Origin of the sequence: Petrotoga sp. 9PWA.NaAc.5.4, assembly GCF_002895485.1 — a bacterium.
GTDB lineage: Bacteria > Thermotogota > Thermotogae > Petrotogales > Petrotogaceae > AZRK01.
In genome coordinates this window covers 26,249-49,248 of the sequence record NZ_AZRK01000006.1, presented here as the reverse complement: position 1 = coordinate 49,248, position 23,000 = coordinate 26,249, and the positions used below count along the sequence as shown (strand labels likewise).

16 protein-coding genes are annotated in these 23,000 nt (G+C 30.2%); 1 reads left to right on the top strand and 15 read right to left on the bottom strand.

Features of this window, described 5'->3' with window-relative positions; translation table 11 throughout:
* Positions 1-20: 20 nt before the first annotated feature.
* The 13 genes from fabG to X924_RS03330 form a co-directional block, all read right to left on the bottom strand.
* Positions 21-764 (bottom strand): 3-oxoacyl-[acyl-carrier-protein] reductase, encoded by a 744-nt coding sequence (gene fabG / locus X924_RS03390; protein ID WP_121957544.1) that lies wholly within the window; start codon positions 762-764, stop codon positions 21-23.
* A gap of 243 nt (positions 765-1,007) precedes the next feature.
* Positions 1,008-2,021, bottom strand: a complete 1,014-nt coding sequence (locus X924_RS03385; RefSeq protein ID WP_121957543.1) for a 3-oxoacyl-ACP synthase — start codon at positions 2,019-2,021, stop codon at positions 1,008-1,010.
* A gap of 246 nt (positions 2,022-2,267) precedes the next feature.
* A complete protein-coding gene (locus X924_RS10470) occupies positions 2,268-2,807 on the bottom strand; it encodes a metal-dependent hydrolase (protein ID WP_121957542.1) in 540 nt (179 codons plus the stop codon).
* A complete protein-coding gene (locus X924_RS03375; RefSeq protein ID WP_121957541.1) occupies positions 2,800-3,300 on the bottom strand; it encodes a hypothetical protein in 501 nt (166 codons plus the stop codon). Before X924_RS03375 ends, X924_RS10470 begins: the two co-directional genes overlap by 8 nt.
* A 32-nt stretch (positions 3,301-3,332) precedes the next feature.
* Positions 3,333-3,986, bottom strand: a complete 654-nt coding sequence (locus X924_RS03370) for a redox-sensing transcriptional repressor Rex (protein ID WP_121957540.1) — start codon at positions 3,984-3,986, stop codon at positions 3,333-3,335.
* Between the two features lie 334 nt (positions 3,987-4,320).
* Complete coding sequence (leuS, locus tag X924_RS03365) at positions 4,321-6,807, bottom strand: leucine--tRNA ligase (RefSeq protein ID WP_121957539.1); 2,487 nt, start codon at positions 6,805-6,807, stop codon at positions 4,321-4,323.
* Between the two features lie 125 nt (positions 6,808-6,932).
* Entirely contained in the window at positions 6,933-7,544 is a 612-nt protein-coding gene (locus tag X924_RS03360) for a hypothetical protein (protein ID WP_121957538.1), read from the bottom strand.
* On the bottom strand, positions 7,541-8,173 hold the full coding sequence (locus X924_RS03355; RefSeq protein WP_121957537.1) for a sigma-70 family RNA polymerase sigma factor: 633 nt from the start codon (positions 8,171-8,173) through the stop codon (positions 7,541-7,543). Before X924_RS03355 ends, X924_RS03360 begins: the two co-directional genes overlap by 4 nt.
* A gap of 271 nt (positions 8,174-8,444) precedes the next feature.
* On the bottom strand, positions 8,445-9,182 hold the full coding sequence (locus X924_RS03350; protein WP_121957536.1) for a pseudouridine synthase: 738 nt from the start codon (positions 9,180-9,182) through the stop codon (positions 8,445-8,447).
* The gene (locus X924_RS03345; protein ID WP_121957535.1) at positions 9,145-9,681 is read right to left on the bottom strand and encodes an SMC-Scp complex subunit ScpB; all 537 of its coding nucleotides are present in this window, start codon (positions 9,679-9,681) and stop codon (positions 9,145-9,147) included. The genes X924_RS03350 and X924_RS03345 overlap by 38 nt, the downstream gene beginning before the upstream one ends.
* Positions 9,682-9,694: 13 nt before the next feature.
* Positions 9,695-10,357 carry a ScpA family protein gene (locus X924_RS03340; protein WP_158245300.1) on the bottom strand — a complete coding sequence of 221 codons (663 nt, stop codon included), beginning with the start codon at positions 10,355-10,357 and terminating at the stop codon, positions 9,695-9,697.
* Between the two features lie 5 nt (positions 10,358-10,362).
* Positions 10,363-11,340, bottom strand: coding sequence for a tryptophan--tRNA ligase (gene trpS / locus X924_RS03335; protein WP_121957533.1), 978 nt, complete (start codon positions 11,338-11,340; stop codon positions 10,363-10,365).
* A 160-nt stretch (positions 11,341-11,500) separates the two neighbouring features.
* Complete coding sequence (locus X924_RS03330) at positions 11,501-12,643, bottom strand: RtcB family protein (protein WP_121957532.1); 1,143 nt, start codon at positions 12,641-12,643, stop codon at positions 11,501-11,503.
* A gap of 201 nt (positions 12,644-12,844) precedes the next feature.
* Here X924_RS03330 and fliD point away from each other — a divergent pair, with 201 nt between their 5' ends.
* Complete coding sequence (fliD, locus tag X924_RS03325; RefSeq protein WP_121957531.1) at positions 12,845-14,338, top strand: flagellar filament capping protein FliD; 1,494 nt, start codon at positions 12,845-12,847, stop codon at positions 14,336-14,338.
* A 64-nt stretch (positions 14,339-14,402) separates the two neighbouring features.
* Here fliD and X924_RS03320 read toward each other — a convergent pair whose 3' ends face one another.
* Both X924_RS03320 and X924_RS03315 read right to left on the bottom strand, forming a co-directional pair.
* Positions 14,403-19,331, bottom strand: a complete 4,929-nt coding sequence (locus tag X924_RS03320; protein WP_121957530.1) for a DNA-directed RNA polymerase subunit beta' — start codon at positions 19,329-19,331, stop codon at positions 14,403-14,405.
* 100 nt (positions 19,332-19,431) lie between these two features.
* A complete protein-coding gene (locus X924_RS03315; protein WP_121957529.1) occupies positions 19,432-22,995 on the bottom strand; it encodes a DNA-directed RNA polymerase subunit beta in 3,564 nt (1,187 codons plus the stop codon).
* Between the last annotated feature and the right edge of the window lie 5 nt (positions 22,996-23,000).

Sequence of the window (23,000 nt, the reverse complement as noted above, 5' to 3'; positions counted from 1 at the left end):
GTTATTCCTCCTCCGTAAATTTATAAAACTGTGCCTCCATTTACATCTAAAACATGTCCCGTTACATAAGAAGATTCATCGCAAGCCAAAAATAATGCAGCATTAGCAACCTCTTCCGGTTCTCCCATACGTTTCAAAGTGATTTTGGAAAGAATATTTTCTAAGACTTTTTCCGGCATTTTTTCAGTCATAGGTGTTTTTATGAATCCTGGAGCTATGGCATTAACTCTTATATTTGCACCTTTTCTAGCTAATTCTTTTGCCCAAGTATAAGTCATTGATATGACTCCACCTTTTGATGCCGAGTAATTAGTTTGTCCGATATTTCCTCTTTCACCTACAATAGAAGAAATGTTTACTATGCTACCTTTTCCGTTTTCCAACATGAGATTAGAAACGAATTGAGTCATATTGAATACACCTTTTAAATTAACATCAATTACTAAATTCCAATCTTCTTCTGACATTTTTTGCAATAAAGCATCCCTTGTGATTCCAGCATTGTTTACAAGTACATCTATCCTTCCAAATTCCTCTTTTACATTGTTAACAAATTCTTGAATATCAGCTCTATTTGTAACATCTAACTGATATCCTCTTATATTTTTTTTGGTTTCTTTATCTAATTGATCGAGAAGTTCTTTGTTCATATCTATAGCGAAAACAACTTCTGCACCTTCATCAGAAAACTTTTCAACTATACTTCTACCAATTCCCCTGGCTCCACCTGTTACCACACAAACCTTTCCTTTCATTCTATCCATTTTAATGCCTCCTATAATTATGATTTTTACTCACTTTAGAAATTCTAAAATTCAGATTTTACCAATATTTAGCATCGAATTTTTATAAAATGTTTCCATAATTCTAATTTTGAGATATTCTCTATTTTTCTTTAACTTCTTCGATACTTTTAGTCAGAGATGGGGAAGAGAACTCCACCCTGAACCCACTATAAATTCAAAAGCTTATTTTTAAAAAATCTTTATTTATAAAGTACTCATATATTATTTAAAAGTGCCCCATTTTACTGTAGTTGCTGCCCATACGAAACCTAATCCAGCTCCCACCATTACTACTAAATCACCAGACTTTAATTTTCCGTCTTTTATAGCTAATTTCATAGATAGAACCTGATCATTTTGCCCAAGATGGCCATAGTTTTCTAAATAAGTTGTCTGATTTTCTTTTAATCCTAATTCTTGTAAGACAGCTTTATGAGCAGATCTTTTAAAATGAAGAATGGCAAGATAACCAATATCTTTTTCATCATAGCCAGATTTTTTTAGCGAATCTCTGATTACCCAATAAAAATTTGGCATGGTTTTTTCATTCAGATTAGCTTTAAATTTCTCAGCGTCGTTGACCGTGAAATAATATTTTGTGGTATCTTCTGGTTGCATGGGCCACTTTTTAGTTCCGCCTACTTCTATTACACATTGTTCAGAAAAAGATCCATCGCCTTTAAAAGAAGATTCTAAAACTATGTTTTTATTTAAATTTTTTTTCAAAATCATTGCAGCTCCACCCGCTCCTAAATCAAACATAAAAGATGTTTCTGGAACAGAATAATTTATTAAGTCTCCGTTCCTGTACCCACTGACAAGAAGAACTGTGTTTAAACTATCATTATTCATCATAAGTGACTTCGCTGTTTCAATTCCTACCATCATAGAACCACACATAGCTTCCATATCAAATCCCCAAGCATTGGTTGCTCCTATTTCATATGCTACTTTTAAACTTGCAAGCCAGCATGGATAGTCTTTATGTTGAGCTCCGTTCCAAATAACTAAATCAATATCTTTAGGATCAATATTTGCATCCGAAAGAGCGTCCTTTGCAGCTTGAATTCCCATAAAACTAGTTGTATCATTTGGACCTGGAATAGGTTTTTTTAGAATTCCGAATTTTTCTTCAATTACCCATTGAGGTATATTAGTTCTTTTTGCTATTTCATCAGCATAAATATAATTATCAGGTATGTAAACTCCTAAGCCCATTATTCCAATATTGTCCATAAAGTCACTCCTTCATTTATGATATATGAATCAGCTCTTACAAAATAAAAAAATAATATATGAATCATTTCTCATTTTCAGTATATTATATTTTTACTAAAAATGCAAATTCATTTAACGTCGTTTATAAGCAATTAAATTAATTTGTTCAAGAATAATAGCAATTAACAACCGAAACCTTATGTTTAAGAATTTAAAAAAATTGAGGAAAGAATTTTTAAGAAATTGAGATTAGAAGGAAAAAATTTAGTTATTTTTTGAAGGAAAAGTTTTATCTAAAATAATATGGATGCTAAATCCACTCATGAAACTCAGACTATAAAAAATTTTTATAGGTAATCTATATTTAAAATTTAATAAATAAATAAAAAGAGACAACACTATTCCTGTAATTATAGAATGCCACATTCCGCGATGTTTGGTAAGTTTGTTGAAAATTTTACCCAAAATTATACCTATAAGTGTACCAACAAGAATTATAAAAAAACTATAAACATTGTTGTTGAAGTATGGGCGCAAGTATTTTTTATATAAATAATCGTATTCAAAAAGATAAAAAACGCTACCAAAAATTAAAAGCAACCTGAAAAGTTTGTTGATAAAAGAAGAGTTATGGTCAACATCCGGGAAGTCGCTACCGAGTACAAACAGTAAGAAAGATATGAAAATTTCATGAGAAACATAGTAAATAGGATAGAAGAGGTGACTGTAAATAGAATTGAACAACAAAAAGAAAAAAGGAAATATAAAAATACCTGTACTAATATGTGTTTTGAAGTTAGGCATTGTTTATATTTCCAATTAGATCATAATTTTCGAAGCTTATAATTTCGATGGGATGCCTTTTAGTCCAGCATTCTATAATTCCACCGTTTTTAATATCTTTATAGAAAAGAACCTTAGAATTTTCACAATTTATGGTTTTTTCTAAAGTTTTAAATATTGGTCTTTTATACATTGTAAGAAGATTCAAAATTTTATTGGAGATTTTATCGACTATTAAAGAATTGGTCCCTCCAGAAAACAGAAATTCAAAATATTCTGAAATTTTGGAAACGTCAATATTTTTGATTTCTCCGTGAGCTAAATTTAAAGTACCGCAAGTTACTATTTCTCCGAGAAAATTAAACAAAGGAACTCCCTCTAATTGATAGTATTTATTTAATCGTTTTAATGCCTCTGGGGTTACTAATATTATTTTTCCGCTGTACAATATTTTATCTCCATTTTTTAGTTTTTTTAAGCTTTCTAAAGAAATTGGATAATTTACTGTAATCAAATAATTTTTCCTCCTTCGATTTCCTTCACTCACTATTTAGATTCAAAATTTATATCAGACTGAGTTACTATTTCGTAAGTTAAAGTTTTCAGTGAAATTACAAAATCTACATTTTCAACCATAATATTATCAGGTACATTAAGTGTTGTGGGGGTAAAATTCAAAATACCTTTTATTTGTTCTTTTACTAATAAATCTGTGACTTGCTGGGCAGCTGTTGCTGGAACCGTCAATATGGCTATTTCAAAGTTTTTTTTCTGTTTTTCTTGATGTATTTCATTTATGTGTTTTATAGTAATTCCAGGAAGTAATATTGAATTTATCTTTCTTTTATCAACATCAAAAGCAGATACGATTTTAAATTTATTCTTTTCTAATTCGGGATAATGTGAAATGGCTTTCCCTAAGTTACCTATTCCTATTAAAGCAATGTTCCAAATCCTTTCAGTGCCAAGAATTTTTTGTATTCTAAAAAGCAAATCATCTACGACGTAACCAAACCCTCTTTTACCAAATTCTCCAAAATAAGAGAGATCCTTTCTTACCTGGGACGCTTTGATATTAAGGACTTCGGCAATTTCTTTAGAGGAAGTTTTGTTGACACCTGATTCTTTTAATTCTGTAAGAAATCTATTGTACAAAGCAAGTCTTTTTATTGTTGGTTTGGGAACTTTTGAACTTTTCATATTTCGTATTAAATTTTGTCACTCAAAGTATCGTTAAAAGTTTATTAAGTGACAAAATTTTTTCACCTCCTCTGATATTTGTACTTTACTTACTTTAGAAATTCTGAAACTCTGATTCTATAAATGTTTTGAATTTTAGTTTCTCCAAAAACACCTCCCCACTTCTAATTCTTGCTAATTCTTAATTTTTTAACTTTTTGGGTATTTGTAGCGCGGAAAGAGGGAGAGGGCTCCGCCCTAGACCCATTTTAAATTCAAAATTCTATTTTTAGGAAATTTTCATTTCTAAAGTCCCTATTTTCTTAATCACTTTTTAATTATCAATAGAAAAAAGTTATTTTATAACTATGTTTATTATTTTTCCTGGAACGTAAATAATTTTCTTTACCTCTGTTCCTTCAAGATATTTTTTGACTTTTTCTTCGTTTAAAGCCTTATTTTTAATCTGGTCTTCAGATAAATCAGCATCAACTGTTATTTGTGATCTTAACTTTCCATTTATCTGAATTGCTAAGGTTATTTCTTCAATTTCAAGAGCTTTTTCATCTACTTCAGGCCAATGAGCATCTGTAATTAATTCTTCTTTTCCTAAAAGGCTCCAAAGTTCTTCACTAATATGTGGAGCCATAGGCGATAACATCAGTAAAAAACTTTCTGAAAACTCTTTAAGAAGATATAAGTTCCAGTTTTTTTCTTCTACTTTATTTAAGTAATCATTTAAATCATTTAAAAGTTCCATAAGAGAACTTACAGCAGTGTTAAATTGGAAATCCCCTTCTATATCGTTAGTTATCTTTTTAATAGTTTGATGAAGTTTTCTTCTTAAATATTTTTCCGATTTGTTTTTTAGATTATCAACGTGTTGAAACTTTATATTTCTTATTTTGTCTTTAATAGCAAAATAAGTATTCCAAATCCGATTTAAAAATCTATAAGTACCTTCTATTCCGGAATCATTCCATTCAGCATCTTTTTCAGGTGGAGCCATAAAGAGTATGTAAGTTCTTAAAGCGTCTGCACCAAAATAATTAATCATTTCATCTGGAGAGACTACATTTCCTTTAGATTTAGACATTTTAGCACCATTTCTGTATATCATGCCCTGTGTAAATAGGTTTTGAAAAGGTTCCTCAAAATCTATAAAACCTAAATCTTTTAAAACTTTAGTTATAAATCTTGAATATAAAAGGTGAAGAATAGCATGTTCTACTCCTCCGATGTATTGATCTACAGGCAACCAATTATTTACATCTTGTTTGTCAAAAGGTTTATCTTCCATTTTTGGATTTATATATCTCAAATAATACCATGAACTGTCCACAAAGGTGTCCATAGTATCAACTTCCCTTTTTGCTTTTCCACCACAATTAGGACATTTTGTTTCTTCAAAATCAGGGTGGTTTATTAGAGGACTTTTTCCCGTTGGTTCAAATTTAACGTTTCTTGGTAACTTGACAGGTAAATCTTTTTCATCTACAGGAACAACACCGCATTTTTCACAATAAATAATAGGAATGGGGGCTCCCCAATATCTTTGCCTTGATATTAACCAATCTCTCAATTTATACTGGATAGTAAACTTCCCAAAATTATTTCTTTCTAACCATTGAGTAATTTTTTCTATAGCTTCTTTGCTGTTTAATCCACTGAACTGACCTGAATTAATCAAAGTACCTTCTCCCGTATAAGCTTTTTCAATATTGCTTTCTGTTATTACGTCATCTTTGGGTGTTATAACTACTTTTATAGGGATATTATATTTTTTTGCAAATTCAAAGTCTCTTTGGTCATGAGCAGGGACAGCCATAATAGCTCCAGTTCCATATTCATACAAAATATAGTTAGCAACATAAATAGGTATTTTTTCTCCATTAACAGGATTGATAGCATAACTTCCAGTAAACACTCCTTCTTTTGTCGCTTCTTCCGCAATCCTTTTAAATCTATCCTCTAAGCTAACTTTTCTTAAAAATTCGTGTACTTTTCCTATATTATCAGAAGTTGTTAATTCTTCAACTAATGGGGATTCAGGGGCTAAAGCCATAAAAGTAACTCCCCATAATGTATCGGGTCTCGTTGTAAAAATCTTTAAAGTTCTATCAGTTCCTATTATCTTAAATTCAACTTCCGCTCCTATACTTTTGCCAATCCAGTTCTTTTGCATAGTTTTAACGTTTTCAGGCCACCCAGGAAGTTTTTCTAAATCTTCTAAAAGCTTTTCTGCATAGTCAGTTATTTTAAAATACCATTGTTCTAATTGCTTTATTTCTACATTAGTACCACATCTTTCACACTTGCCGTTAACAACTTGCTCGTTTGCAAGTACAGTTTTACAATGTGGACACCAATTAACAGGTGCTTTCTTTTTGTATGCTAAACCGTTTTTATATAATTGAAGGAATATCCATTGAGTCCACTTGTAATAATCTTCTTTACAAGTAATAACTTCTCTGCTCCAATCATAACTAATTCCTAATTTTTTAATCTGATTTCTAATTATCTCTATATTTTTTAATGTCCAGTCTTCTGGGTGTATGTTTCCTTTATCTATAGCTGCATTCTCAGCAGGTAGGCCAAAAGCATCGAAACCAAAAGGATGTAACACATTGAATTGTTTCATCCTTTTATAACGAGCTACAACATCTCCTATTACATAGTTTTTAACATGGCCAACATGTAGTGTCCCAGAAGGATAAGGAAACATTACTAAATCATAATATTTGGGTTTTTCGCTTTTATTTGGAGTTTGAAATATATGCTTTTCATTCCAAATTTCTTGCCATTTTTTCTCTATTTCTTTAGGATTGTAAGATTTTTCCATCTATTGTTATTCCTCCGGTGATTAGAATTATAAGTCATTTAGAAATTGTAAAACTTAAGTTTTAGTTTTTTTGAAAAGGCAACTTCTTTAAGAAAAAATCGAGTATATTGTTAATTATACCACATTTATTTTCCAGTAACTGTTGGAATATAGAGATTTAAATCTACCATTATATTAGTAATATCTTTGTTAGGATGTTTTAATAATCTATATTGACCAGGTTCTTTAATTAGGAAGTAGGTATTTTCAGGTACCCCACTTTTAAAGGATGCATTAGAAGGAATTTGATAAGTATATTGAGTTTCAACTTTTGGAGTTTTAAAAAAGTAAAATTTATATGGGTTTAAACCAGGTTTAAGATTTCCCTGAAATACATATTTTCCATCAGAGTTTCTAAACGCTGTCCATACATCATTATGGCCTATGATATATATTTGAATATATCCGGCATCAGCCGGTTCGTCCAAATTGGTAATAATTTTGTCTAAATCGCTCATGTTCTTTTCTAAAAAGTTGTTGGCAACTATAAATTTCTCAACTATTCCATTTGGATTAAAATAACTTTCAATTTCAAAAAGTTTTTTATCTGTTTCGCTTAACTTTTGATTTAAAGAAGTATTTAGTCTATTGAATTGACTTTGTAAATCTTTTTTTAATTCAATAAATCTAATTTCATTTGTTATTGCCAAAACTATGGCAACTAAACTCACGACTAAAAGCGTTATTTTAAACTTCATAAGTATCCTCCAAACATATTTTTAATATTTGTGTATATTTCTTCTTTTGTTTCCAGAATCTTTTTAATTTTTTGAAGAGTATTATCAACTTTTTTTGTTGATACCTTGAGTTTATCACTTATTTCTTGATAAGAATAACCATAACCCCATAATTTTATAATATTTTTTTCATCTTCCTTAAGTTCTTCAACACTTTTGGAAAATAAGTATTCCTTTAAAAAATCTTTTTCTTGAGAATCTATGTTTTCAATGTAATAATCTCCACTTTCACTGAAGTTTTCGTCTGTATTTTCTATGCTAACGGCTTCTGTCAATACTTTGTGTTTGTTTCTGTTTAAATATGTAATAAAAGACTTTATTTCAGATGAAATATTCATGTAAGCAAAGCTTGAAAACTTTGTGTTGGCGTCATTTCTAAAGTTGTATACAGCTTGAATTAGACCAACAAAACCAATTTGTAAAAAGTCTTCATATTCTAACCATGTCCCATAATAATTGGAAACTATTGATTTTATCATCGGTTCAAACTTTTCAAGTATCATTCCTAAAGCTTCTTTATCTCCTATTTGAGATAATTCTATTAATCTATTCAGATTTAAGCCTCTAAGTTTGTATATATTTCTGCTCATTCGTTTCCCCACAATCTTTATTTGCGCTTCAACTAATATATACATTTTAAAAAATTTAAAAGGAGATTGAAACTATTGTTTTGTAAACATTTAATTTAAAGCTTTATTTTAAAAAGTTTTATTCTAAAAATGTCTAATAAAAATAAAAGAGAAGAAACTGAAAACTATCTTAATTTTATCGTTTATGAATTTTAATAATTATTAGATATAATTTATTTACCCATCCCCCCGAAACATCATAATTGATATTTCGGCCCATCCAATGAGGACGCTATTGCGTCCTCATTGCTTTATTAGGCAAATCGTATTTAATATCAATTTTTTTAATATCTCCAGGATGGGGAACTATTTCTATACCCCAGGGACCAAACTTTACCCTTGTTAGTTCTAAAACACTGAATCCTAAGGCTTTAAACATGAGCTTGATTTGTCTTTTTTTGCCTTCGTGGATATTAATTTTAATCAAGGAAAGTTTTTCCATTTTTTTTATTAGTGATACGTGAGCCTTTAAGGTTTTATAACCATCTTCCAAGACTATTCCATTTTCTAATTTTAATAAATCTTCTTTAGAAGGTATTCCATCAATTAAAACATGATATATTTTTACAACTTTGTTCTCTGGTCTTAAAAGATAATTAGCTAAATTTCCATCATTAGTTAGTAACAAAACTCCTTGAGCATCGTAATCAAGTCTTCCTACATAAAAAACCCTTTCTTTTATTTTATCTTTTATCAAATCTTGAATAGTCGTTCTTCCAAAATTATCTTTGAAAGTGCACAAAACATTTTTTGGTTTGTTGAATAAATAATAAACTTTATTTTGAGTGATTTTCAAAATTTCAGAAACTTTGTAAATTTGATTTTCAAACTCTATAAGATCATTATCTTTTAATTCATACCATGGTTTTTTTATCAGTATTCCGTTAACTTTTATTCCTTTGTTGAAAATGTATTCAGACGATTTTCTTCTACTAAGACTTAATATTTGTAGTGCTTTTTGAAGATTCATTTTTCTTAATATCCTCCAATTTTTTTAAGGTGTTATCGGGTAAAGATTCATAAAATTTCTCTGTTAGTTTATAAAATGGTTGATTTTGTTTTTTTATTTTTTTGACCAATTCGTATTCCATTAGTTTTTTTAATTGATAGTAACTATTTTTACCTCTAATATTTTCTATCTCTATTAATCGACTTTCTCCATTCATGAATAATATGGCAAGTACCTCAAATTGAGTTTCCGTTAACTCTAATTTTTTGACATTAGGAAGAATCATCACCTTGATTTCAGGTTTTATTTCAAATCTATATTTGTTTCCAACTTTTACCAGTTCTACTCCATGTTGATCTTGCATATAGTGAAGTTCTATAGTATTTATATATTCTTTCAATTCATCACTTTTTATTTTTAAACGTTTTGAAATTTCGTTAAAAGAGATTCCATCAGGTTTAGAAAATATTAAAGCTTCTATCATTCTTATTTCTACGTCAACTTTTTTGCTATTTTTCATTTTCTATACTTCCTTATGTTGAAATGCGATTAAAAATTCCTCCATCATAATTAAAAAAACCTTGATTAACAAGGATTAAAGCTGCTAAAAACATAACAACAAAATTGAGCTTATTATGGTGCGAATATTCGAAAATTTGAAAAGTATCAAAACGATCTTTAGTTTTAAGTTCTTTAATTGCATCTTCTATTTTATAACTTTCTTTAATGACTTCTAATTTTTTTTGTTTAGTTATGTAATCATCAAAAAATTTCACAAGTTGATAACCGACTTGGTTTTTATCAAATTTAGCTTTATTTTTAATACCAATGGATTTTTTCTTGTTTTCTCCAAAATCTTTCTTTATAATTTCTTGCGCTTTTCTTATAATATCGTAATTTTCGATTGAAGTATAGATATATTCTCTATGCTTTTTAAATTCTTTGTCTTTATCTGAATTAGGTAACATTTCTTTCGATTTCAAAAAGGTTAAATAAGAAGCTAATTCTAAAAATTCTCCTATAGAATTTAAATCTTGAAAGTTTTCGTTAATATATTTTAGAAAGATATCAGAAATACGACTCACTGATATCTTTCTCACAGGTATCTTTTTTTCTTTTATCAATTCCACAAGTTTGTAAAAAGGCCCAGAAAAAATATCAAGTTTTATATCTAATTCTTCAAAACTTATACTCATACAGTCTACCATCTCATATGCATAGCATCTTTAACTTCTTTCATTGTTTCTTTGGCAATGTTTCTTGCTTTTTCATTACCTTCAATAGCAATTTTCTTTGCATCTTCCTTAGAAATTTTAGCAAGATTTTCCCACACTGGTTCCATTTTGTTTTTCATATTTTTTATCAATAATTTTTTACAATCTATGCAACCAATTCCGGCTGTTGTGCAACCTTTTACTACCCATTCTTTTTCTTCTTGAGATTCAGTAAAGACCTTATGATAATCCCACACAGGGCACTTTTCAGGATTTCCTGGGTCAGTTCTCCTTTTTCTTGCAGGATCAGTTATCATGGGTAATATCTTTTCTTTAAGCTCTTTTTCGTTGGTTTCTATGTTAATAATATTCCCATAACTTTTAGACATTTTTCTACCATCTGTACCCGGTAGTTTTGGAACGTTTGAAATAATGGCCTCGGGTTCTGGAAAAACTTCTTTATATCTTAAGTTAAATTTTCGAGCAATTTCTCTTGTAAATTCAATATGATAAATTTGATCCTCTCCTACAGGGACTCTTTCTCCTTTGTATATTAGTATATCTGCAGCTTGAAGCAAAGGATATCCGAGAAATCCTAATGTGGTCAAATCTTTATCAGAAATATTAGTTATTTGTTCTTTGTAAGTCGGTATTCTTTCTAAACGTGAAACTGACGCAATCATTCCGAAAAGCAAATATAATTCAGCGTGCTCTTTTATCGCTGATTGTATAAAAATTACACTTTGATTGGGATTTAAGCCAACTGCCAAGTAATGTCTTATTATATCAAGAGTTGATTCTTCAATAATCTCAACTTCGTCATAGTGGGAAGTTAAAGCATGCCAATCAGCAACAAAAAAAAAGTTATGATCCGATTTTTTTTGTAATTCTACCCATTTTTCCAAAGTTACGAAATTGCCTATATGTAACTTTCCTGTTGCCCTCATTCCACTGACTATAACCATTTCTTACCTCCACAGTAGCCATATTTTACTTACTTTTTTAAAGCACTTAAGATCAATTTTGATTGTTTTGTGGTAAAAACTTTCCTTTTATGTAAATGGTGAGTAGTTGTTTTAGAGTGTTTAATAACCTAAATTATATTATAGCATAAATAATAAGTGGCTATCCTGCTTTAAAATTATATACAGTTTTTATTCTTGTAACAATTTCTACTGTATCTTTTATTATTTCTTCTATTTCTTCTAAAGGTTTATAAACCATAGGAGCTTCGTCTAATGTTTTATTATTAACAGAAGTTGTATAAATGTCTTTCATAACTTTTGTAAATTCATCAACATTTAAAATTTTTTTAGCTTGTCTTCTACTTAATAATCTTCCAGCTCCATGTGGAGCGGAATAGTTCCAATCAGGATTTCCTTTACCTATACAGATTAAGCTACCATCTTTCATATTTATTGGAATAATCAATTTTTCACCTTTTTGAGCAGAAACAGCTCCCTTGCGTAGTATCATATGTTCCATATCTATGTAATTGTGAATGGTTGTAAATCGTTCCGTAATTGTCAAATTCATGTTTTTAACTATTTCATCAATTATAGCTTTTCTATTTAACACAGCGTATTGTTGAATTATTTTCATGTCATGAAGATAATTATGAAAATGCTCACCTTCAAGGTAGGCTAAATGTTTCGGTATAGAAGTTTGATTTGTTTTTATTTTTTTCTTTTTGATCTTTAGTGTAGATTGTCCCGTTAGAATCGAATAAGCTAAATTTTGATAGTATTCTGCAACTTCTTTACCTAAGAATCTACTACCACAATGAACAAGTAAATATAAATGAGACTCATTATCTTTGTCTAATTCTATAAAATGGTTCCCTCCACCCAAAGTACCAATACTCAAAATTGCTCTATTTATATCTATAAAATCAACACATTTTAAATTTAAAATATCGGTTTTTTCTACATATGAATGTGGAATTTTTCTAATATTAAAACCTGACGGTATTTCTTTTCTTATGATTTTATCAAGTTTATCAAAATTCATGTTCTTTTCTTGTAATTTACATATTTCGACACCGCAACCAATATCTACTCCAACTAAATTAGGAACTATTTTATCTCTTATAGTCATTGTAGTACCAATTACACATCCAATACCTGTATGTACATCAGGCATTATTCTAATTTTACTATCTTTAACAAAATCTTGATCGCATAGTTCTTTAATTTGTTTTATAGCTTCTTCTTCTACACTTTTGGCAAATATTTTAGCTTCGTTAAACTGTCCTTTTACAGTAATCATTCCTTTTATACCTTCTTTTTGTATTTTAAGGTGCTTTTAATCAACTATTTCTATTTAGATAATATCACAAAAAATAGTAAAATAAGAATGTAAAGAAAATAAAAACAAAAAAATTAAAGTTTTGGAACAAAAATACGATAAAATAATGAAAATAAAAAAAACTAAGGTTAAATATAATATAATGTTAAAGAGGTGGGAAAAGTGAATATTAATCCTTATTTAGGGTCTTTTCAATTAAGCGGAATAGCTTCAGGAGTAGATACTCAGGCAATGGTAAAAAAATTATTAGAGATAGAACAACAACCACTTAATAGGGCACAAGAAAAATTTGATACTTTAAAATATCAGCAAAAGCTTTGGATGGAAATAGACAATAAATTAGAAGATTTTTATGATTATTTGATATCCTTTAAGTTAAAAAGCAATTTGATTCCCAAAAAGGCAGAGTCTTCAAATGAACAGGTATTAACAGCAAATGCTCCTGCAGATGCTGAAAATTCGACATTTTATCTCAAAGTTGTTTCTTTAGCTTCTCCAACAATTTTAGCAGGTGAGGGTATAGATCCTTCTATCAAAAAGTCTTCAACTATTAGTTCGATTGTTGGAGATACTGAGGAAGCATCTGTAAGCATTACAAAGGGTACACAATCAGTAAATTTATCCGTTTCAGGAGAAGAAACCATTGAAGATTTTATAAACAAAATCAATAATTCTGGTTTGAACGTAGAAGCACGATTTGATGAATATAATGGGAAATTTTTTATTTTAAACAAAGGAAATGGGGGTGTTGATATTAATGTAACTGCCGAGTCTGATTCAAATGGTCAAACTTTGATAGAAGCTCTTAAAATTGATGATTCAAGTGTTTCAAAAACTGTTGGGCAATATGGTCAAGTTGAGTTATCTTTTAATGGGGTTAATAAAAGTGCAACTTACGACAATTTACAAGATAATACTTTAAACATTTTCGGAGTAAATATAGATTTAAAATCCACATCAAATACTTATGTAAAGGTTTCTGTTGAGCAAGATATAGATAAAAGTGTGGAAACTATTAAAGAATTTGTTGACAAATACAACGAAACTATTACTTATATATATGATTTATTACATGAAGAAAAAGTTACTAATAAATCTAAAGAGGATATGACTGAAGAAGATTACATGAAAGGAGCACTTAAAGGAAATAGAAATTTAGAAAATATATTTTATAACCTTAGAAATATTCTTTATTCTTCCGTTAATTTAGATAATGCCGGTTCTCAATACAATAGTCTTTTTAGTATAGGTATATCATCAGGAGATGCGGGAGCTAATTATCAAAATACAATGAAGGGACTTTTAACCTTAGATGAAGAAAAGCTTAGAAAAACTTTAGAAGAAAATCCTGAAGATGTATGGAAATTATTTGCTACAAATGATAAAGTAAATAATGAATACGGAGTTTCTCAGCGCGTTCAAAATTATCTTTACGAAGTCACTAAATTCAACGGATATATTGATAGAATAGCCGGAACAAACGGAACGATAGGAAACCAAATGAGACTTCTTGCAAAAGATATGACAAATCTTTTAGATCGACTTCAAAGAAAAGAAGCAATGTATTATGCTCAGTTTACTGCTATGGAACGAGCAATTCAACAGATGTCAGCTCAAGGGCTGTATATACAAAATGCATTTTCAAGTAATAAATGAAAATATTAAAATAATAAAAAACAGTGCTGTTAATAAACAGCACTGTTTTGTTTTTTTAACAATTTTATCCAACAGATTTTTCTTTTTCACTGACAGGAATCTTCTCTTCCTGAATTACCTCATAGTTAAGTTCAGAATATAATTTCAAACCAGTTCCTGCCGGTATTGGTTGACCTACGATGACATTCTCTTTTAGGCCTTTAAGTTGGTCTATTCTTCCTTCAATAGAAGCTTCTGTTAAAATTTGAACTGTTTGCTGGAAGGAAGCCGCTGATAACCAGCCTTCCCTTTCTAACGAAGCTTTAGTTATTCTCAATAATCTTCGATCATAAGTAATCGTATTTTTTGGATTTATTAAGTATTTCTTCGTAGTTCCAACAATTTGAGTAGAATTGTCTTCCAATTTAATTTCTTTGTAATCTTCGTATACTTCTATTTCTTTAATATTTGCTTCTATTATTTCATTTAAAATTTCTTTAGTTAATGTTTCTCCTTCTGAATAAATTGTAATTTCTTCTTCTTCGTTTTGAGAAGGAATAATGACTTTTTTAGCAAGTTTTTTTCCTATTATTTTTTCTCTATTTTCAGATATATGGGAGTTTTCTTCCAAGATCTCAGCGTTAATCTTTTGAACTTTATTGTAATTTATTAAATCACCTGGCATGTAAGAAGTATCTCCACCATCTAAAACTTCTACTTTGTTTATCATTTGTCTAATTATTATTTCAAAGTGTTTGTCATGTATATCAACACCTTGTTCAGCGTATATTTTCTTTATTTCGCTTAATAGATAATTAGCTAAGGCGTCTATGCCTAAGTCTTTTAAAATTTTTCTTGGCTTAATATTGCCAGTTGTTAGTCTTTGACCTGGTAATACTTTATCACCAATTTCTATCACAGTTTTTGTCCTATAATCTGCATCGTAAGTTTCTAAATCACCATCCATGTTTTCGATTATTATTCTTAATCTTCTTCCTCTTTTATTTTCTTCTTCTCTTTCTATCTCTCTAACAATACCTTTTGTTTTTGCAAATATCCCTTCTGGTCCTTTTGTTTTCTTCCTGGCTTCAAAGAGTTCCTCAGCTCTTGGCAAACCTTGTGTTATGTCAGAAGCAGTCGCTATTCCTCCAGTATGGAATGTTCTCATTGTAAGTTGTGTTCCAGGTTCTCCGATTGATTGAGCGGCAATTACTCCAACTGCTTCGCCTGTATTTACTATTTGATAGTTTGAAAGGTCCATGCCGTAACATTTTGCACAAATACCTTCTTTTGCTTCGCAGGTCAGAGGAGACCTTATATATATCAAAGGTCTAACTACTACTTTTTTAATATCATATTTTTCAAGTAATTTAGAAGTCTTTATGTCAATTCTTTCTTGATATTTCAAAAGAGTTATAGGTTTGTTATTTTCTTGAACTACCAAATCTTCTCCCACATATACAAAATCTATGGCTTTATATTCTTTTATCTTCAATTTTGCAATATTGTGCAACATTAATTCTTCTAATATTTCTTGCGTAATTTCTTCACCTTTTTTAACAATTGTTTTATTATCTATTTCTATATCTTCTAATGACTCAGAATAAAGTTTTGTAGATATTTTCTCAACTTTTTCTTCCTTTTCTATATAAAGTGGAATTTCTTTTCTATAATTTGCAAGAAACTCTGCATCTTCTTCTTTTAACAACAAGTCTTTTTCATATTTTTTATCAAAGTCTTTGTTGTATATAATATCTTCTGTTTCAGGGTCAAGTACATCTCGCGCCAATACTCTTCCAAATAGGAAATCGGAGAGATTTTCTACTTTTGAATCATCTGACCAAAGTTCTTTAGCTTCTACGCCTTTATCAGTACCACAATCTTCTTCAGTGATAGTAATTCCTTGTGCGACATCCACAAGCCTTCTTGTTAGATACCCTGCTGTAGATGTTCTTAAAGCCGTGTCAGCGGAACCTTTTCTTGAACCATGCGTAGAAGTGAAAAATTCTAATTCTGATAAACCATTCTTAAAGTTAGAGGTAATAGGAACTTCTATGATTTTTCCTGAAGGATCGGCCATTAATCCTCTCATACCAGCTAATTGCTTTAATTGATCAATGTTTCCTCTTGCTCCTGATTCTATCATCATCCATATAGGATTGAAAGTATAGTTTCTGTAAGTTTTAGCTGTTTCTTCCGTTACTTTTGCAGTAGCAGATTCCCAAATTCTAATAATTTCTTTGTATCTTTCATTTTCTGTTAAGTATCCTTCTTCAAACAGCGACTCTATTTCCAGAACTTCTTTTTTTGCCTCTTCGATTATTTCTTCTCTTTTTGGGGATATTAAGACGTCTCTAATAGATATTGTAAGTCCAGAAATAGTTGAGTAATGAAATCCAAAATCTTTTATGCTATCTAATAGATCAGCAGTCTTATCTATTCCATATTCTTGGAAGGTTTTGAATATTAAATCTTTTAGACCTTTTTTATCCATCATTTTTGAATAATCTCTGAAATTTTCAGGAACTGCTTGGTTAAAAATTATTTTTCCTATAGTTGTTTTAATTATATTACCATTTTTATCTTTGTATCCAATAGGTTCGTGTAGGGATATATTCGAATTTTTCATTGTTAAAATATTATCTTGAATATATATATCTGCATCTATAATTTTTAAATATTCATATGCATATATTGCTTCAAAATCATCCGCAAAAATATGTTTTACATAACCTTTTTTCCCCATGTTTTCATATGTTTGTGGTATTTTTGTATTTTGAAATTTGTCTTCTTCATGCATAGTTAAATAATAAGCCCCTGCAATTATATCTTTTCCTGGCATTGAAACAGGTTTTCCATTTGCAGGTGAAATTATATTGTATCTTGAAAGCATTAAGAATTTAGATTCTGCCTGAGCGACACTCGACAAAGGTATATGGATAGCCATTTGATCTCCGTCAAAATCAGCGTTAAATGGGGGACATACTAAAGGATGTAATCTTATAGCGTTTCCTTCTATTAATTTAGGTATAAAAGCTTGGATAGAAATTCTATGAAGAGTGGGAGCTCTGTTTAATAAAACTGGATGTCCTTTTATAACCTCTTCCAGTACCTCCCATGCTTCAGGCATTTCTTTTTCTATAATAGTTTTTTTGAATTTTCTTGCACTTTTACTTGCAACATTTGAATCTTTCAATAATTCTGCTAAAACGAAAGGTTTAAAAAGTTCTAAGGCCATCTTTTTAGGAAGACCACATTCATGAATCTTAAGATCCGGTCCGACTGCTATAACTGCTCTTCCGGAATAATCAACTCTTTTACCTAATAGGTTCCTTCTAAATCTTCCTTTTTTACCCTTTAATAAATCTGTAAGAGATCTTAAAGGTCTTCTATTTCTATCCGTCATGGGTTTACCGACTCTACCATTATAAATCAAAGAATCTACTGCTTGTTGAAGGATTCTTTTTTCGTTTCTTATTATAATTTCGGGTGCTTCCATAGCCAAAAGTTTCTTCAATCTATTATTTCTATTTATAACTTTTCTATATAAATCGTTTAAATCAGTAGCAGCAAACCTTCCACCTTCTATTTGAATTAAAGGTCTTAAATCTGGTGGTATTACAGGAATAATATTTGTAACAACCCATTCTGGCTTATTTCCTGAATTTATAAAATCTCTTACCAATTTTAATCTTCTTAAAATTTTCAAAGCTTTTTGACTCTTTTTATCTAATTTTTCCAGCTCAGATTCTAATCTTGCTTTTAATAATTCAAGATCTACTTTTTTTAGAAGCTTTTGAACAGCTTCCGCACCATAACCTGCTTCAAATTTTTCATATTTATTAATTTGATATACTTTTTCATCGCCGTTTTCATCCTTGGCTAAAACATCTTTTATGCCAATTTCCTCTAATTCGTTTAATATCTCTTGAGTTATTTTAAGGCCTTTGTTAAATTTCTTTTCTCCTATAACTATTTCTTCGGCTAAAATTTTATCGACTATATTTTCTCGCTCTTCTTTTATCCTTGAATTTAAAATTTCCATCACTTCTTCATAAGCTTTGGCTTCATCTTCGAGCAATATATCGCCGATCTTTTTTCCTATTCTTTTTGCAAATCTTTTATCAATATCAGTTATCACAACAATGGGGGTATCTCTTTCTATATCTCTTTCTACATCTATTAATCCAGGATAATACTCTAAAAATAAAGAATATTCTTTTTGAGTTAAATAATCTTCTTCGAATAAAAACCTATCAGCCAGTGGCGTCCCTTTTTCTATTTCTTGATCTTCTTCAACCATTATAGAGGCACCTTCAAAAACAGGGTACTTTCTTTCAACTCCAGTTTCATCTCTTACTATTATCCATGTTATTTCTCTTTCCGTTTCTGACATTTCTACTTTTATTTCAACTTTACCGCTGATATCAGCTATAGGCATGCCTCTGACTCCAGATACTTTTACAGCTGGTTCTACTTTTAAGTCTAAATATTCACTATATATTTCGAATTCTCTCTGATATAAAACTTCGCTTGGATAATAACCTAAAGCTTCGTTCTCAGATCCTTCTGTAACCAGATAAGCTCTTTCAATTACTCTCTTGGATCCATAATAAATAATATTTTCTAAATCCTTTACACTAATATTCAATAATATAGAAATTACAGAAGGAGAAGATTTTAAATACCAAATATGGGATACAGGTGAAGCAAGTTCAATATGACCTATTTTTCTTCTTCTTACTTCCTTAGATTCTACTTTTACTCCACATCTTTCACAGACTGTACCCTCATATTTCTTGCCTTTATATTTTCCACAAGCACATTCATAATCTTTTATTGGTCCAAAAATCTTTTCACAAAAAAGGCCGTCTTTTTCAGGTTTTCCCGTCCTATGATTCAAAGTTTCAGGTTTTAATACTTCACCGTTCGATACTTTTAATATATTTTCTGGTGAAGCGATACCTATTTTAATTTTTGCAATCTTTCTTTGAAAAGACGATACTTTTGCCATTCTTTTCCCTCCTTGAGGGTTTTTTATTTCCTTTTGTTGAACATTACATTATATTAAATACAATTTCTCAATTACTCTGATGCGCTTATATATAAAAAATTTAGAGTTTATCAATGTCTAATTCATTACCTTCTTCATCGTATAATTTAATATCCAACAATAAACCTTGTAGTTCTTTCATCAAAACTTTAAAGCTTTCTGGTATTCCAGGTTCTGGTAAATTTTCTCCTTTCAATACAGATTTATAAACTTCATTTCTACCTTTTATATCATCAGATTTATAAGTTAGCATTTCATTCAATGTATGTGCTGCTCCGTGTGCTTCAAGTGCCCAGACTTCCATTTCACCAAATCTTTGTCCACCGAAATGAGCTTTTCCTCCTAAGGGTTGTTGGTGAATTAGAGAATATGGACCTGTCGATCGAGCATGAATCTTATCTTTTGCAATATGAGAAAGTTTGAGCATATACATTGAACCTACAGCTACTGGAAAGTCAAAAGGCTCACCTGTTCTTCCATCTCTTAATATAATCTTACCTGTGGGATTTTTTTCATCATCTCCTAAGTATAATCCCTTTTCTTTTCTAATTTTTGAAAGTTCAGTCATGATTTCTTCTTCTGACGCCCCATCAAATATAGGGGATGCATAATAATCTCCAGTTAACATCGAAAGCCATCCTAAATGAAGTTCTAAAATTTGTCCTATATTCATACGAGAAGGTACCCCTAATGGAGACAATAACATTTGTAAAGGTGTTCCATCAGGCAAGAAAGGCATATCTTCCTTGTTCAAAATTGTAGAGATTACTCCTTTATTACCATGCCTACCTGCCAGTTTATCTCCCGATTCAAGAGTTTTTTTCGTAGCAATAAAAACTTTAACATATTTATTAACGCCTATTTCCAATGAAGGAATGTCTTTCCTATCAAAAATTTGAACATCTATTACTCTTCCTTCTACTCCATGAGGTAAAGTCAAGGAGGTATCTTTTACGTCTCGGCCCTTATCTCCAAAAACAGATTTAATAAGTTTTTCTTCAGGAGTAGTATCTGATTCTCCCCTTGGAGTAACCTTTCCAACTAATATATCGCCAGAAGATACATAAGATCCAACTTTAACTATTCCGTTTTCATCTAAATTTCTCAAAAGTTCTTTTTTAACGTTGGGTATATCTGCGGTTATTTCTTCTGGGCCTAATTGAGTATCCATAGCTTTAGTTTCATAGACTTCTATATGAATAGATGTAAAAGTATCATTTTCTAATAATTCCTGACTAACTACTATAGCATCTTCAAAATTATAACCTTCCCACGATAAAAATCCAACCGCAATATTTTTTCCTAAAGCAAGTTCACCCATATCCATAGATGGACCATCGGCTAAAGGTTCTCCTTCTTCAACTATATCTTCCATATCCACAATAGGCACTTGATTTATACACATGTCTTGATTAGACCTTACATATTTCATCAAGTGATATTGATCTTTAATTTCATTACCATCTGAATCCAATTCGGGCTCATTATTTTTATTCAACCGTTTAACAATAATCTTCCTTCCATCTACATATTCTACAATACCTCTGTGCTTAGCCATTATCAAATATCCCGAATCCCTAGCAGCAAGCCATTCTACACCCGTTCCAACAAAAGGGGCGTCTGGCTTTAAAAGTGGGACAGCTTGTCTTTGCATGTTAGATCCCATCAAAGCTCTATTGGCATCATCATGTTCCAAAAAGGGTATAAGAGCTGCAGAAACAGAAGCTATTTGTTTTGGAGTGACTGAAATATATTCAATCTCATCTTTATGGAACAGTGTGACTTTTCCAAGATATCTTGCTTCAACATATTCGTCTTCTAAAACTCCATCTTCAGTGATTTTTATCGATGCCGGCGCAATTTTATGGAGTTCTTCTTCATCGGCAGTTAAGTAGATTATGTTTTTATAATCTATTTTTGCATTTTTTACTTTATAGTACGGTGTTTTTAAAAAGCCATATTCATCAACTTTTGCTAAAATGGCTAAAGAAGTAATAAGACCAATATTAGCTCCTTCCGGAGTTTCTATCGGACACATTCGACCGTAATGCGAATGATGAACGTCTCTTACTTCAAATTTTGCATGTTCCCTCTTTAATCCTCCAGGTCCTATGGCGGAAAGCCTTCTTTTATGTGTTAATTCAGCTAAAGGATTTACTTGGTCTAAGAACTGAGATAATTGACTGGAAGCAAAAAACTGATGAAAAGCAATCATAATTGCTCTTGAATTTATTAAAGATTGGGGATTAATTTTATTTAGAGCCGGTGACATAGCAACTTTCTCTGGAATGTGTTGAATCATTTTAGAGAAAGCTCTCTCAAATTCTATTTGCATGAGTTCACCCACGGATCTAACTCTTTTGTTACCTAAGTGATCTCTCGTATCTAATCCTTCAGGGTACTCTTCTAATTTTAACAGATATCTGGTTGCGAGAACTATATCGAGTTTATCTATTGCTAAAGAACTTATAGGATATTTAATTTTTTCTGCTGTCTCTTGAGGAATTTCTTTGCCTTCAACTTCTTTTAAATAATCTATATAAGCTTGTGTCAATTTAGTTTGTGCTTTTTGCCTTCCAATCTCGGAAAAATCAAATTTTGATGGATTAAAGTACATATCTTCTATTTCTTCTTTTGCTTTTTGAGCTCTCGGAATTTCAGTAGGTTTTAGCTTAGAATATATTTCTTTATAAGCCTCCAAAGAAGTTAAATTACCTTCTTTTTCATATCTTTTCTTCATTCTGTCTAATGTAATTTGAGCAACTCTGTTAGCAACTTTTATATTTTTAATTCCATTATTTTTAAACAACTCTATAACATCAGAAAGTATCATGCCTTTGGTGGTTTTCCTAGGAGGTTCAAGTTTTTCTAATTCTTCAAAGAATAAATCAGATAACACTGTACAGTCTTTATATTTTGAAACTTCAAATTCATCTTCTAAATCTACATTTTCAGGGAAAAGACTTAAAATGTCTAAATCATTTTCGTATCCAAGAGCTCTATAAAATAGGAATAAATTAAACTTTCTTTTCCTATCTATTCTTACTTGGAGAATTTCTTTACCAGGATTAGGGTTAATAAGTATTTCTAACCAAGCTCCTTTAACTGGTAAAAAATGAGCAATCAACATTTCTTTAGTTGAGTCGGTTTCTTCTTCTTTTATAAAATATATGCCAGGAGATCTGACCAACTGATTAACCACTACTCTTTCAGCACCATTAATTATAAAAATTCCTCTATCTGTTAAATAAGGGATGTTACATAAAAAAACATCGTCTTTTTCGATCATTTCACCAGTGGAGGTATCTGTAATTCTAACTTTTAAAAAGGCTTTTGCAGAATATGTCAAACCCTTATCAAGGCATTCACTTTCACTAATCGAAGGATTTTCATATGTGACATCAACAAAGTCAATTAAAATTTCTTTGTTCTTTTTAGCAGCGGTTTTAATAGGAACTCTTATTGGCATATATCTTTTAATACTTTCCATCAAACTTTTATTTAGAAAGTTATTAAAAGAATCCTTTTGTATTTTTACCAAATCTTCATAAATAGACATATTCTCCGGTACTTTCCCGAAAAACTTTCTTTCTCTTTTACCTACTTTTCTTAAAATAGTATTCAAATGGA